Consider the following 12,322-nt stretch of genomic DNA (forward strand, 5'->3'; position numbering starts at 1 on the left):
CATCATGCCATTAAAAAAACACTTTCCAATTGTTATTGAACAAGATGCCGATGGCTTCTACATTGTCAGTTGCCCGTTGTTCCAAGCGTGCCGAAGTTATGGCAAAACTATTGATGATGCCTGGAGCAATATTCGAGAGGCGATCGGGCTTTGTTTGGAAGAACAGGATGATCAGCAAAATGGACCCGCGAATATTTTTATCGGTGTCCGGGATATTGAGCTGGCAGTTTAACAACGTTATAAATATTGGCTAGACATAAACGGCAAAATACCGGAACGCATTCAAATCATAAAAAAGCATGATGGCGATAACCTATTGATTCTTGAATTATTAACTGCATTATTCTATTTAGGTAAGCATGATGAACACAGCAGAACAAATTTATCAAAACGTACAAGAATTCCCCGAATCTTTGGCATTGGAAGTTTTGCATTTTGTCGAATTTCTGAAAAGCAAAAATTCATCTATCAACGAGTTGGTATTAGAGCGCAAGATTCAACAAGGCATAGAGCAAGCCGAGAATGGCCTAGGAGTTACGCTTGATGATGCGTATGTTGATAATTTGAACCAACGGGTTCAGCAACGCCTTGCCGCAAACCAGAAAAACTAATGCAAGCGTATGAAGTGAAAATCATGCCTCAAGCGGATGAAGAGCTTGAAGATATTGCGTATTTCATCGCCTTGGATAGTCCACAAACAAGCCAACGGTTTGTTAATGAATTAATTACTGCGTTCACCAAAATACTCGGATATTTTCCAGAAAGTGGTTCTGTTTATAAGGCGGATATCCGGAAGTTCTCCTACAAAGGTTACACCGCCTTTTATCGGATCAACGTGTTGAAAAAACAGGTTGAAATTTTGCATATTATCAATTTAACAAAGCCCTTATCCGCGAGAAATATTGATTTTTAACCCTTTTTAATTTAAAGAATCCATGTTCACAGGCATCATATTAGCCATAGGCAAAATCTCTGCCATCGAGCGCAAATCCGGCGATTTCCGTTTGAAGATCGATACGGGCAAATTGCCGCTCACTGGCACGCAACTGGGTGACAGCATTGCCGTCAACGGAGTGTGCCTGACCGCCATCGAATTGGGGGCGCGGCATTTTTGCGCCGATGTTTCCAACGAGACCTGGGAGCGGACGACCTTGAGCCGGGTTACGGTTGGCACGCCTGTCAATCTGGAACTGGCGTTGACGCCTTCCACACGCATGGGCGGGCATATCGTCAGCGGGCATGTTGACGGTATCGGCAAGATTATTGGCAGGAAACCTGATGCGCGTTCGGTGCGCTTTACCGTGCAAGTTCCTGTCGAACTGGCGAAATATATCGCCGAAAAAGGCTCGATTTGCATCAACGGCATCAGTTTGACGGTCAACGAAGTGGATGGCGCAACTTTTGGTGTCAACATTGTCCCGCATACCTTGCAGGAAACGACCTTGGATGACGCGGTGGTGGGCAGTTTGGTGAATCTGGAAGTGGATATTTTGGCGCGGTATATGGAGCGGTTGATGAAGGGCGAAGCGGCTGCGCAGCCTTGCGGTGGGGTCACCGAGGATTTATTGAAAAGAAGCGGGTTTTTAGGTTGAACTGGGCCGGAATGGTTTTTTACCTGTTCCGTAACGTTTTATTCATTATCAGTATGTGAAAAGGTAAGGGACTGGGGTTCAAACCCCGTCCGGCTGTGATTGGGATACAGCGGTTTTTTGGGTTATGCCCTGCAGGCACATCCTGCAACTATTTGGACAATTATGAACACTATTGAAGAAATCATCGAAGATTTACGGCAAGGCAAAATGGTCATCATCATGGATGACGAAGACCGCGAGAATGAAGGCGACTTGGTGATGGCGGCTTCCTTCACCCGCCCTGAAGACGTCAATTTCATGGCGCGGTACGGTCGTGGCCTGATTTGCCTGACCTTAACGCCAGAGCGTTGCCAGCAATTGCGTTTGCCGTTGATGGTCAATGAAAACAAAACGCCGCATTCCACCAACTTCACTGTGTCCATCGAAGCGGCGACGGGCGTGACCACCGGCATTTCCGCCGCCGACCGCGCCCGCACCATCCAATGCGCTGTCGCCGCCGCTGCCAAGCCGGATGATCTGGTGCAGCCCGGGCATATTTTCCCGCTGATGGCGAAATCCGGTGGGGTGTTAAACCGTGCCGGACACACCGAAGCGGGCTGCGATTTGGCGCGTCTGGCAGGTACCGAGCCTGCGGCGGTCATCGTCGAAATCCTTAATGAAGACGGCTCAATGGCGCGTCGGCCTGATTTGGAAGCGTTTGCCCGGCAGCACGGCCTGAAGATCGGTACCATTGCCGATTTGATCCATTACCGCATCCAGCATGAAAATACGCTGGAACGTATCAGCGAATGCGCTTATCCTACCGAGTTCGGTGAATTCCGGCTATATGCTTACCAAGACCGCAATGACGACAATCTGCATCTGGCTTTGGTGATGGGGCCGGTGTCCGGTGATGAACCTGTGCTGGTGCGGGTCCATGCACGGAACCTCCTGGACGATGTGTTTTCATCCCAGCGTAGCGATTGCAATATGCCGATCCGCTTGGCGATGCAAAAAATCGCCGAAGAAGGGCGCGGCGTGTTGGTGGTGATCCGCCAAAGCGAAAACAACAAAGCGTTGGCCGAGCTGATCCACAGTTATCAATTGGAAGATAACGGCATTGCCCATTCAGGGCAAGCCAGCGATCCTGATTGGCGCACTACAGGTACGGGAGCACGGATTTTGGCGGATTTGGGAGTGCATAAATTAAAAGTTTTAGGGACGCAGAAAAAATACATCGCCCTATCGGGGTTTGATTTGGAAGTTGCCGAGCATGTCGGTTGAAATTTATCAGTAGAGGACATCATGTCAAAAATAAAAACGTATGAAGGGATTTTTGCCGCACAAGGCGGGAAATTTTGTATCGTCGCCTCACGCTTTAACAGTTTTATTGTTGAGCAGCTTGAAGGCGGTGCGATAGACGCGCTGGTGCGGCATGGCGTAAATAAGGACGACATCCATCTGGTCAAAGCCCCCGGCGCGTTTGAATTGCCGATGGTGGTGCAACGCATTGCCGCCAGCAAAAAATATGACGCGATTATCGCCGTCGGTGCCGTGATACGCGGTGGCACGCCACATTTTGAATATGTCGCGGGCGAATGCGTGAAAGGTCTGGCGCATGTGTCCTTGCAATATGATGTGCCGGTCAGTTTTGGTGTGTTGACGGTTGACACCATTGAACAGGCGATAGAACGCGCCGGCACCAAAGCCGGCAATAAAGGTGCGGAAGCGGCTTTGTCTGCTATCGAAATGGTCAGCCTGTTTAAAAATTTGGAAATCTGATGAGCCAAGCCCGCACCAATGCACGGAAAGCCGCCGTACAGGCCTTGTACCAATGGCAAATGACCGGACAAAACCTAAACTTGATCGAGCAGCAATTTGGTGAAGAAGATTGGCTGAAAGACGCCCAGAAAAGCTATTTTAAGGAATTGTTCCATGGAGTGCCGGAGCATCTTGATGAAATTGACCAAGCCTTGGCGGAATTTGTCGACCGTGATGTGGACTTGATCGACCCGGTCGAACGGGCGATTTTGCGCCTGGGCACATACGAATTGCTGTACCGCCTGAACATGCCTTATAAAGTCGTGCTGAACGAAAGCATCAACCTGGCCAAATGTTTTGGCGCGGACGGTAGCCATAAATATGTCAACGGCATACTCGATAAGATTGCACGCGAGAAACGGGGTGTGGAAATGCAGGCCAAGCAACAGGCTGCGCAATAAGGCTATCCATGCCACTGTCTGAATTCGGTTTAATCCAACGTTTTTTTACCCGGCAAACCATCACCCACCGCTCCACGGTGTTGGGCATAGGTGATGATTGCGCATTGTTGGACATCCCCGACGGCTACCAATTGGCGGTCACCACCGACACCATGGCCGAAAACGTGCATTTTTTTGCCGGAACCGATCCCCAAGCCTTGGGGCATAAATTGCTGGCGGTTAACCTTAGCGACCTTGCCAGCATGGGCGCACAGCCGTTGTCCGTGACTTTGGCATTGACTTTGCCGAATGTTGATGAGGTGTGGCTGGCGGCATTTGCCCGGGGCTTTTTAGATTTGGCGGCGCAGTTTGATGTGGATCTGGTCGGCGGTGACACCACCTCCGGCGCGTTGACCTTGACGGTGCAGGCGATGGGCTTAGTCCCTCGCGGGCAAGCTTTGTTACGTTCCGGCGCACAAATCGGCGATGACATTTATCTGAGCGGCCATATCGGTGATGCGGGACTAGGTTTAAAAATCTTGCAAGGCTATGCCTGCGCGCAACCGGAAGCGGCCTTAGACCGGTTCCACCGACCATTGCCCCGTGTTGGCACGGGCTTGGCTATCCGCCCTTTCGCCACGGCGTGCATCGACCTTTCCGATGGCTTGGCGGGCGATTTGGGGCATATCCTAAGAATGAGCCAGGTCGGCGCGTGTTTGGATTGGGAATCCCTGCCCTTATCTGATCCGGTGCTGGCGTATATCCAAGAAACGGGTGATTGGCGAATGCCTTTGGTGGCGGGTGATGATTACGAGCTGTGTTTTACCGTCAACCCCAAAAACGCGGCATTCGTTCCCCGTGGCTGCCGGAAAATTGGCGTGATAGACGCAAACCCCGGTTTGCGGATTCTCAAAGAGGCTGCCATTCAACCCCTAACGGCAAAAGGCTATGAACATTTTTCTTGATGCGGTCGGTGCCAACAAACTGGCGCCCAGACAGATTTTAAAAGACCCGGTTTTGTTCCTGGCTTTCGGTTTTGGTTCGGGATTGGCAAAAAAAGCTCCTGGCACGTTTGGCACGGTCGCCGCCATCCCAGTGTATTGCCTGTTTGCGCAAAGCAACCTGTTGGTTTATAGCATCCTGACGTTGCTGGTGACGGTTGTCGGCATTTGGATATGCGGGGTTGCCGCGGACAAATTGGGCGAGCATGATTTTGGCGGCATCGTCTGGGATGAAATCGCAGGTTACTTGATCACCCTGTGGCTGGTGCCGTTTAGCTGGGCGGCGGTGTTTTGGGGATTCATATTGTTCCGCATTTTCGACATCCTCAAACCTTGGCCTATCCGTTGGCTAGACCGCAATATCCACGGCGGGTTGGGCATTATGCTGGATGATGTGTTGGCAGGGATATTTGCTGGCTTGTTATTGTGGCTGATGGCGGGGCAGGGCTGGTTGCATTAAAGGATGTTGGGTAAGCCCCAACATCCTGTTTGGTCGTATCGCCTACTGTTTTATCAGTATTTTAAATAGGGATGTCATCGACTTTCTCGGCGGCTTCATCAATCGCATCATGGGCGGTGTTGCCAACGCCAGGCACAATAGAAACCACAGCACCACCGACCCGCATAGGCACGGTTGCGACCTTAGTTAAAACGCAGCCCTGTAACGCACTGGCAAGCAATGCCAGCAACAACCCATTTTTTAACTTCATGTTTGACTCCTAAATAATGGACAACGAAAACGTACAATAACTTGTCTGGCAGGAAACGGCAACCGCGTTGAACTTTTTTGTCTAACCAGCCTCCTTTGCACTTCCGCCCTCTGTCCCAGAACTTCATGAAACCTTCACTGAGCCGTTGTTTCCCTGCCTTGATATTTTTTGCCTGCTGCGTTTTATCGGCGTGTGGCACCCTTAGTAACCCAGCCTCCCTTCAGGCGGGGGCTTTCAAACTGGAAAAAATCTTCCCGACCGCCCGTTTCCCCTCCCTAACCTTCAATGCCAGTATTATTGCGTCACCAGTGTTGGATGTGTCGCATGGCCAACCGCGCTTGATCGTTCCGGTGTCTGACGGTGAGGTCGCCGCGCTGGATGCCGGAACCGGGACCTTGCTCTGGAAACTCAAAGTCCCCAGAAACGAAGGCCAGGAAGTCCAGCTGATCGCCACGCCTGTCATGATCGGTGACAAACTGGTGGTTTCGTACCAATGCCTGGAACAAGGTGTGCGCACCCGCCATCAACTTGCCGTGATTGACTTAAAAAACCATCGCTTCGATGACCGTTTTCCGGTCTTGACCGTCACTGCCGGACAAGCAACCGCAGACGGCAAAGCCACGGTTAAATTTAACCCGCCCACCGCTTATTCCCATGCCGCGTTGAAACATATCAACCGGCCCGGAACCCGGCAAGGATATGTTTATGCCGCGTATGGCAATGCCGCTGACGTGCAGCCTTTCCACGGTTGGGTCTTTGAAATTGATATGGATGCTTGGCAACAACAGGGTGCGGAAAAAGCCATCAAAAACGTGTTGTTGACCACAGCCGAAGCCGATTGCCCGGTAACCATGGAGTACGGTACACAAGAAATGGTTTGCGGAGGTGGGGTCTGGGTGCCGTCCGGGCCGCTGGTGACCGAAACCAAGGATGACGTGGATTTATTTATCCCCACCGGTAACGGGCAAGTGGATTTGTTGCGCCATGATTATGCCAATGCCGTCATGCGCGTGAAGCCTGGCTTACAATTTGATGCGGGTTGTGATGCGCAGCTTTGCGCCAATTTCAACCCGGTAAAACCCGACGAAGCCTGCCTGGCTTCCTGCAAAAATTTGTTTATCCCGCGCTTGGCGAAAGGCAACGCGCCGATAAAACCGCCCTACCATGAATGCGACGACAAAGATTTTTGGGAATGTTTGGCGTGGATGGATTACGACTTGGGCGCGAACACGCCAGTCAAAATAGCTATGCCTGATGGCCGTGAAGTTTTGGTGCAAGCTGGCAAAGATGGCGGGGCTTATCTGATGGATGCCGGGCATTTGGGGACACAATATGACCGTTTGCAAGTCGCGCCCTTATGTGGCTCGCCTACCGATTTATGCAAGCTAAGCTGGGCGGGGATGATTGTCACGCAACCCGTGCAAACCCAAGTTGATGGTGACCCGGTCGTGGTTATCCCCGCGTTCAGTGCCGACCAGACCCATCCGTCCGGCGTGACCGCGTTAAAAATTGTTTTGGAAAATGGCCAGCCTAAATTCAAGCCCTTCTGGAAGTTTCCCGAAAGCCAACATCCCGAAGCCTTGAAAATGTTCAGGAGCCATCCGTCGTTTCCCGTGCTGACGGCACATTTGGGGGGGCAGGAAATTATTTGGCTGGTTGACATCGGAACCCACGGCACGCTTTACGGGATCCGCGCCAAAGACGGGGCCATGGTCGCCAAACAAACCCTGCAAGGCACGGGGCGGCAATTGACCATGCCCTTGATTGTCGGTGATAAGGTTTATTTGGTTTCCAAGATGCCGGATACGGGCAAGGCGGGGCTTGAGGCCTACCGTATTGGCTGGGAAATAAAACGATAGCTTATGCCGTGAAATAATGGCTGTAGGCCTGATAAGCGGCGAACCCCGCCAGCACTAAAAAAATGCCCCCGCTGATTTTGTGCAAGAGCACCAGCGGGATTTTTTGTAACAACGTCCTGCCAGCGATGATGCCCATCGCCGATGTGGACGCCAAGGCCAAAGTTGAACCTAGCCATACCCCTAAAGGCGCTGTGGTGCTGCTTAAGGCGACGACGGCCAACTGGGTTTTGTCACCAAACTCGGCGAGGGTAATCAACAGGAAGGTCGTCAGAAAAATCCCATGGCCGCTCATTACCTTGACCTCGGTGTCCTCATCTTCCTCTTCCACCCGCAAAGCATGTAGGCCAAAGGCGGCAAACAGCACGGCAACCGTTGCCGCGACGATATAAGCCGGTAACCAACTGGCAATCGCCGCCCCAAACACAACGGCCAGGCTATTCAACAAAACAAACGCCGCGATGGCTCCCAGCAGCACCGGCAGGGCTTTATGCTTGGCCGCCAAGGTCATGCACACCAACTGGCTTTTATCGCCAATTTCTGCGGCGGCGATCAGGGCAAAACTGGTGGCTGACGTGGTGCTTAGCTCGGTGATGTTGCTGATCGTGAGCAGTGATATTGCATGTTGCAGGGCGTCCTGCGCCAAGTCGGGGAGGTTGCTTGCTGTGAGTGTGGTGAAGAGGTCTTGTAAATGTTTAAGGGTATTTTCCATGATGGCCTTTGGGGATACAGGCTAAGTGGTGGCGTGCAAAAATGCTGCGCACCACCGGATTTTATTGGGTTTGCGCTAAAAAAACGGTGGCCGTGATTGGCATTAACCTAAGGCGTTATCCAGGATCATCATGATGATAAACCCAACCATCAACGCAAACGTCGCATAGCGCGAACGGCCATTGGAATGGGTTTCCGGGATGATTTCTTCACTGATCACAAACAACATGGCCCCCGCCGCAAAGCCCATCGCTATCGGCAGGATAGGTTGGAAAACCGTCACCATCGTAATGCCCAATAAGCCGCCAACGGGTTCTACCAAGCCAGTCAAGGTGGCAATGCCTACCGCCCGCCAGCGGTTATAACCTAAACCAACCAAAGGCAAGGCCACCGCCAAACCTTCGGGGATGTTTTGCAAGGCAATCGCCACGGCTAACACCACGCCATTTTTCATTTCCCCTGAACCAAAACTAACCCCGACCGACATGCCTTCAGGGAAATTGTGGATGGTGATGGCGATGATGAACAGCCAGATTTTATTGAATGACCTCAGTTGGGTGTCGGAAACCGAATCAAAATGCACATGTGGCAATTGGCGGTCGGCGTAATGCAGGAACAAGGCGCCGATTAGCATGCCCGCAGAAACCACATAAATGCCGTTACCGGGCCAAATCAGATTGCCGTAATTCATGCCCGGCACCAGCAACGAAAACGCGGTTGCCGCCAACATCACCCCGGCCGCCGCCCCTAGCATGCTGTTGAACAGGTTATTGGAGATTTTTTTAAAAAACAACGCGGGCAATGCGCCCAGGCCAGTCGCCAATCCGGCGAGGATGCTGGCGAAAAAGCCAATCACGACAATTTTGCCGAAAATCAGGTACAGGCCACCGAACACCACGATTTGCGAGAGCAAAAACAATCCCGCCACCGTCGCCCAGCGTTTGCTTGGCGGCAAAGCCATCAGCTGTTGGTAGTGGGTACTGGCTTGCAGGCGGTTGAATTGGGTTTGCAGGCTGTGTTGGCAACGGCTTGCCGTGTCGGTTAGGAATGTCATGGTGGCACCTGTATGGGCGTGGGTTAAACGGACTGGACATTATATCCAAATACCCGCTTTTGATACGGTTATTGATATTCCGGATAGCCGTATGGTTGTTCGCGGTTTGGGCAAAAAGCTTTTCCAAGATTTAATGCCCTTTGCCCCAGGGCGTAAAGCACAGGGAAACCCGAAAGGTTTAGGCCGCCTTAAATCACCATAAAATCCGCATGGGTCAAAGCCAAATTCACGCCCAAGGCCGCAACCTGCACCGCCGTGCCTGCACCGTTCCCATCGGCATCATAAAATAATGCGCCCGTGCTCTTGTTGTAAACGATGAAATCATTGGCATCAGCTGCCGTAGCCCCCACCTTAAAGTTAGCCATATTTAGAACCCCTGTGGCCGTTAGTTTGGTGAAGATGCCATTTTCTAGCTGTATCGTGTCATCAACCACGGCAAAATCAGTGATTTTGTCGATATTAGCGGCCAGTGCCGTGTTGAAGCGGAAGGCATCTTTTCCTGCCCCGCCTGTCAATGTGTCATTGCCCAAGTCGCCGATTAAGGTGTCGTTGCCAGCACCGCTAGACAACACATTATTCACCGCATTGCCGACCAGGATATTCGCCAAACCGTTGCCTGTGCCATTGATGGCGGTTGAGCCTATTAAAATCAGGTTTTCGACATTGGCCGCTAAAGTACGGCTGGCTGAAGTGTAAATGGAATCAATGCCGCCACCGATGGCTTCGGTCACCACGTCGCCGCTGGTATCGGCGATATAAACATCATTGCCCGCCCCGCCGACTAGCGTATCGTTGCCGCTGCCACCGTCGATACGGTCATTACCGTTGCCGCCATTCAAGGTGTCATTGCCTGCATCGCCGTAAAAGCTATCATTCCCCGCCGTGCCGGACAGCGTGTCCGCATTCGCCGTGCCGATTTTGACAATGCCGACCACCCCGCTGGCGGCACTGGCCTTGCTTTCGTGAGTGCCGCCCTGGTCGGTATAACTGGCGGTGACGGTCAGGGTATGCGCCACATCGCTGGCTTTTAGCAAATAGGTTTTGCCCGTGCCTAAGACGGTAGCGCCTGTCTTCCACGTGTAGGTGATGGCCCCCAAACCATCGGCATCGGTTAAGGTATTGCTGGCGGTGAGGGTTTGGCCTTGAGTCGCTAGCCCCGTGATTGAAACGTTACCCACGGGGGCATCGTTGACAGGTGTGATGTGGACGGAGGTTGAACCTAACACCGATAACACTCCACCCGTGCCTTGTCCGCCCGTGTTGCCATCGCTGAACGTCCAGTCGATTTGAACTGAGGCGGGCGGGGTGTCGGAGGTGTTTTTGTAGGCTAATGACGATAATGCGGCATTGACCCGCGTTTGGGTGGCATTGCTGTTGAAGGTGATTTTCAGTATGCCGTTGCTGTTGCTGACACTGCCGATAGCCACGCCGGATAACAGCACATTGCCGACATTGAAGCTTAAGTTACCACTACCAGAAAATATATCTTGGCTGTTTGCGCCACTGTGCCGGGTTAAGGTGATGGATGCATCCTTGTAATGGCCTTTGTTGGCAAGTTCGGCATCGTAGATTTTTACAGAATTGTCCAATACGGCTGCCAACCCGCCTTCGGTATAACTGGCCTGGCCGTCAAGGCTGTTGATGATGCCAAAGCTTGTGTCTAAGCTGCCATCCGAGTTGTAACGCGCTAAGGCAATGTCATCGTCTTTGCCATTATTGCTAGTGCCCACCACCAGAATTTTGCCGTCGGCGTTTACGCTAACCGCGTATCCATTATCATCGAATGAACCAAAATCCGTTATTACTTTGCCATTACCGTTAAAACTGGTGTCCAGCATACCGTTGGTGTTGTATCTCACTAAGGCAAAATCACGATGGCCGTCTTTTTCACTCGTGCCTGCCACGAGGATTTTGCCGTCAGCTTGTAAGGCCACAGAGTTGGCATAATCATTGGAAGAATTCAAGTCGGTTCGGGTTTCGCCTCCAACACCAAAGCCAGTGCCGAAAAAGCTAGCATCTATGCTGCCATCGCTTTTGAAGCGGGCGATGACAAAATCGTAATCGCCTTCGTAGAAATATGAGCCGGCAACGAGAATTTTACCATCCTCTTGCAGAACCATAGACCGACCATATTCACCGATATTGGAAGGTTTGAAGATTCCAAAACTAGCAACGACTTTGCCGTTGTCGCCAAAGCTGGTGTCTAATGAACCATTGTCGTTATAACGGGTTAAGGCAATGAATTCGTTTGTGTAGTTTTGGGTTAGGTCGCGGGATGAATAATGGTCTGCGGTACTGCCCGCCACTAGAATTTTGCCATCGGTTTGCACTGCAACCGAATAGCCTTTGCCATAGGAATTTCCAAAATCAGTAATGGCTATTCCGTCACCATCAAAGTTGGTGTCCAAGGAACCATCGTTGTTGTAACGCACCACAGCAAAGTCAGTTGTAAAATCAAAATGGACACCATGATTATGGAAATAACCCGCAACAAGTATTTTGCCGTCGGTTTGTAGGGACATGGAAGTGCTTACTATGTAATCAAGGGGAGTGGAGGTTCTGTCACCGCCAAAAGTGACATCCAAAGAACCGTTGGTATTGTAACGAGTTATGAAAGCGTTATCGTTAACCGCTAAGATTTTGCCGTCAGTTTGGACAGCAACTGATTGGATTCGATCAGAATAGCCAAAATCGGTTGTGACTTTACCATTTCCAGAAAAACTGGTGTCCAATTTTCCATTACTGAGATAGCGCACTAAGGCAAAATCTGAATGGCTGCCAGTCCAGCTTGTTGTCCCCGCCACTACTATTTTGCCATTGCTTTGTAAGGCCATGGAGTAAGCCCCGTCATCAAAAGCACCAAAGTGGGTGGTCACTTTGCCTTGGGCGTTAAATGAAAAACTGGGTGCTGTATTCACCGCCGAATCCGCCAGCAACCTAGTTTTCATCTCCACCGGGTACAAAATCGGGTCATTTGCCGCTGCTTCGCTAGCCGCAGCATCCACTGCGATTAGCGAATCCACCATCCCCTTGCCGTAATTTTTCTTGTTCATAAGCGTGTCCTTATTGTTTGAATTTAAAAAACTTGTAATGCCGTGTCTAGCCGCATATTTGATTCAATAGTTAGGCCGGGCATGCTGTTTATGCTGAGCGGGGCGGGTTTTCGTTACCCCGTCCTAAACGTTTTAAGATGCCGGTAACCCATTGAAACGTTAGGA

Annotated in this window: 14 protein-coding genes; 10 read left to right on the forward strand and 4 right to left on the reverse strand. The window is 51.3% G+C overall.

From position 1 onward, the window contains the following. Positions 1-4: 4 nt before the first annotated feature. The 9 genes from METMI_RS0107890 to METMI_RS0107930 all read left to right on the forward strand — a co-directional run bounded on the left by METMI_RS0107890 (position 5) and on the right by METMI_RS0107930 (position 5,233). Positions 5-232 (forward strand): type II toxin-antitoxin system HicB family antitoxin, encoded by a 228-nt coding sequence (locus METMI_RS0107890; RefSeq protein ID WP_156829799.1) that lies wholly within the window; start codon positions 5-7, stop codon positions 230-232. A gap of 127 nt (positions 233-359) precedes the next feature. Continuing rightward, positions 360-611: a DUF2281 domain-containing protein gene (locus METMI_RS23420; RefSeq protein WP_083930211.1), complete on the forward strand. Its 252-nt coding sequence runs from the start codon at positions 360-362 to the stop codon at positions 609-611. Then, positions 611-913, forward strand: a complete 303-nt coding sequence (locus METMI_RS0107900) for a type II toxin-antitoxin system RelE/ParE family toxin (RefSeq protein WP_019865740.1) — start codon at positions 611-613, stop codon at positions 911-913. The genes METMI_RS23420 and METMI_RS0107900 overlap by 1 nt, the downstream gene beginning before the upstream one ends. Positions 914-935: 22 nt before the next feature. Further along, positions 936-1,592: a riboflavin synthase gene (locus tag METMI_RS0107905; RefSeq protein ID WP_019865741.1), complete on the forward strand. Its 657-nt coding sequence runs from the start codon at positions 936-938 to the stop codon at positions 1,590-1,592. Positions 1,593-1,754: 162 nt separating this feature from the next. Next, positions 1,755-2,855, forward strand: a complete 1,101-nt coding sequence (gene ribBA / locus METMI_RS0107910) for a bifunctional 3,4-dihydroxy-2-butanone-4-phosphate synthase/GTP cyclohydrolase II (RefSeq protein WP_019865742.1) — start codon at positions 1,755-1,757, stop codon at positions 2,853-2,855. A gap of 21 nt (positions 2,856-2,876) precedes the next feature. Next, complete coding sequence (ribH, locus tag METMI_RS0107915) at positions 2,877-3,353, forward strand: 6,7-dimethyl-8-ribityllumazine synthase (RefSeq protein ID WP_019865743.1); 477 nt, start codon at positions 2,877-2,879, stop codon at positions 3,351-3,353. Continuing rightward, a complete protein-coding gene (nusB, locus tag METMI_RS0107920) occupies positions 3,353-3,793 on the forward strand; it encodes a transcription antitermination factor NusB (protein WP_019865744.1) in 441 nt (146 codons plus the stop codon). Before ribH ends, nusB begins: the two co-directional genes overlap by 1 nt. Positions 3,794-3,801: 8 nt before the next feature. Next, positions 3,802-4,737: a thiamine-phosphate kinase gene (thiL, locus tag METMI_RS0107925; protein ID WP_019865745.1), complete on the forward strand. Its 936-nt coding sequence runs from the start codon at positions 3,802-3,804 to the stop codon at positions 4,735-4,737. Next, positions 4,721-5,233 (forward strand): phosphatidylglycerophosphatase A family protein, encoded by a 513-nt coding sequence (locus METMI_RS0107930; RefSeq protein ID WP_019865746.1) that lies wholly within the window; start codon positions 4,721-4,723, stop codon positions 5,231-5,233. Before thiL ends, METMI_RS0107930 begins: the two co-directional genes overlap by 17 nt. Positions 5,234-5,294: 61 nt before the next feature. Here METMI_RS0107930 and METMI_RS0107935 read toward each other — a convergent pair whose 3' ends face one another. Beyond that, complete coding sequence (locus METMI_RS0107935) at positions 5,295-5,483, reverse strand: DUF6726 family protein (protein ID WP_019865747.1); 189 nt, start codon at positions 5,481-5,483, stop codon at positions 5,295-5,297. A 125-nt stretch (positions 5,484-5,608) separates the two neighbouring features. Here METMI_RS0107935 and METMI_RS0107940 point away from each other — a divergent pair, with 125 nt between their 5' ends. Continuing rightward, complete coding sequence (locus METMI_RS0107940) at positions 5,609-7,342, forward strand: PQQ-binding-like beta-propeller repeat protein (protein ID WP_019865748.1); 1,734 nt, start codon at positions 5,609-5,611, stop codon at positions 7,340-7,342. Between the two features lies 1 nt (position 7,343). Here the strand turns inward: METMI_RS0107940 and METMI_RS0107945 are convergent, their stop codons facing one another. The 3 genes from METMI_RS0107945 to METMI_RS28140 all read right to left on the reverse strand — a co-directional run bounded on the left by METMI_RS0107945 (position 7,344) and on the right by METMI_RS28140 (position 12,157). After that, complete coding sequence (locus METMI_RS0107945; RefSeq protein WP_019865749.1) at positions 7,344-8,051, reverse strand: TMEM165/GDT1 family protein; 708 nt, start codon at positions 8,049-8,051, stop codon at positions 7,344-7,346. Between the two features lie 102 nt (positions 8,052-8,153). Beyond that, a complete protein-coding gene (locus METMI_RS0107950) occupies positions 8,154-9,104 on the reverse strand; it encodes a ZIP family metal transporter (protein ID WP_019865750.1) in 951 nt (316 codons plus the stop codon). Positions 9,105-9,292: 188 nt separating this feature from the next. Continuing rightward, on the reverse strand, positions 9,293-12,157 hold the full coding sequence (locus METMI_RS28140; protein ID WP_019865752.1) for a hypothetical protein: 2,865 nt from the start codon (positions 12,155-12,157) through the stop codon (positions 9,293-9,295). Between the last annotated feature and the right edge of the window lie 165 nt (positions 12,158-12,322).

It is taken from the genome of Methylovulum miyakonense HT12 (assembly GCF_000384075.1).
In the GTDB taxonomy this organism is placed as follows: domain Bacteria; phylum Pseudomonadota; class Gammaproteobacteria; order Methylococcales; family Methylomonadaceae; genus Methylovulum; species Methylovulum miyakonense.

What these genes read in the sequence shown, in the direction of transcription:
- METMI_RS0107890 (WP_156829799.1), top strand. Translation starts at nt 5, where the DNA reads ATGCCATTAAAAAAACACTTTCCAATTGTTATTGAACAAGATGCCGAT.
- METMI_RS23420 (WP_083930211.1), top strand. Translation starts at nt 360, where the DNA reads ATGATGAACACAGCAGAACAAATTTATCAAAACGTACAAGAATTCCCC.
- METMI_RS0107900 (WP_019865740.1), top strand. Translation starts at nt 611, where the DNA reads ATGCAAGCGTATGAAGTGAAAATCATGCCTCAAGCGGATGAAGAGCTT.
- METMI_RS0107905 (WP_019865741.1), top strand. Translation starts at nt 936, where the DNA reads ATGTTCACAGGCATCATATTAGCCATAGGCAAAATCTCTGCCATCGAG.
- ribBA (WP_019865742.1), top strand. Translation starts at nt 1,755, where the DNA reads ATGAACACTATTGAAGAAATCATCGAAGATTTACGGCAAGGCAAAATG.
- ribH (WP_019865743.1), top strand. Translation starts at nt 2,877, where the DNA reads ATGTCAAAAATAAAAACGTATGAAGGGATTTTTGCCGCACAAGGCGGG.
- nusB (WP_019865744.1), top strand. Translation starts at nt 3,353, where the DNA reads ATGAGCCAAGCCCGCACCAATGCACGGAAAGCCGCCGTACAGGCCTTG.
- thiL (WP_019865745.1), top strand. Translation starts at nt 3,802, where the DNA reads ATGCCACTGTCTGAATTCGGTTTAATCCAACGTTTTTTTACCCGGCAA.
- METMI_RS0107930 (WP_019865746.1), top strand. Translation starts at nt 4,721, where the DNA reads ATGAACATTTTTCTTGATGCGGTCGGTGCCAACAAACTGGCGCCCAGA.
- METMI_RS0107935 (WP_019865747.1), bottom strand. Translation starts at nt 5,483, where the DNA reads ATGAAGTTAAAAAATGGGTTGTTGCTGGCATTGCTTGCCAGTGCGTTA.
- METMI_RS0107940 (WP_019865748.1), top strand. Translation starts at nt 5,609, where the DNA reads ATGAAACCTTCACTGAGCCGTTGTTTCCCTGCCTTGATATTTTTTGCC.
- METMI_RS0107945 (WP_019865749.1), bottom strand. Translation starts at nt 8,051, where the DNA reads ATGGAAAATACCCTTAAACATTTACAAGACCTCTTCACCACACTCACA.
- METMI_RS0107950 (WP_019865750.1), bottom strand. Translation starts at nt 9,104, where the DNA reads ATGACATTCCTAACCGACACGGCAAGCCGTTGCCAACACAGCCTGCAA.
- METMI_RS28140 (WP_019865752.1), bottom strand. Translation starts at nt 12,157, where the DNA reads ATGAACAAGAAAAATTACGGCAAGGGGATGGTGGATTCGCTAATCGCA.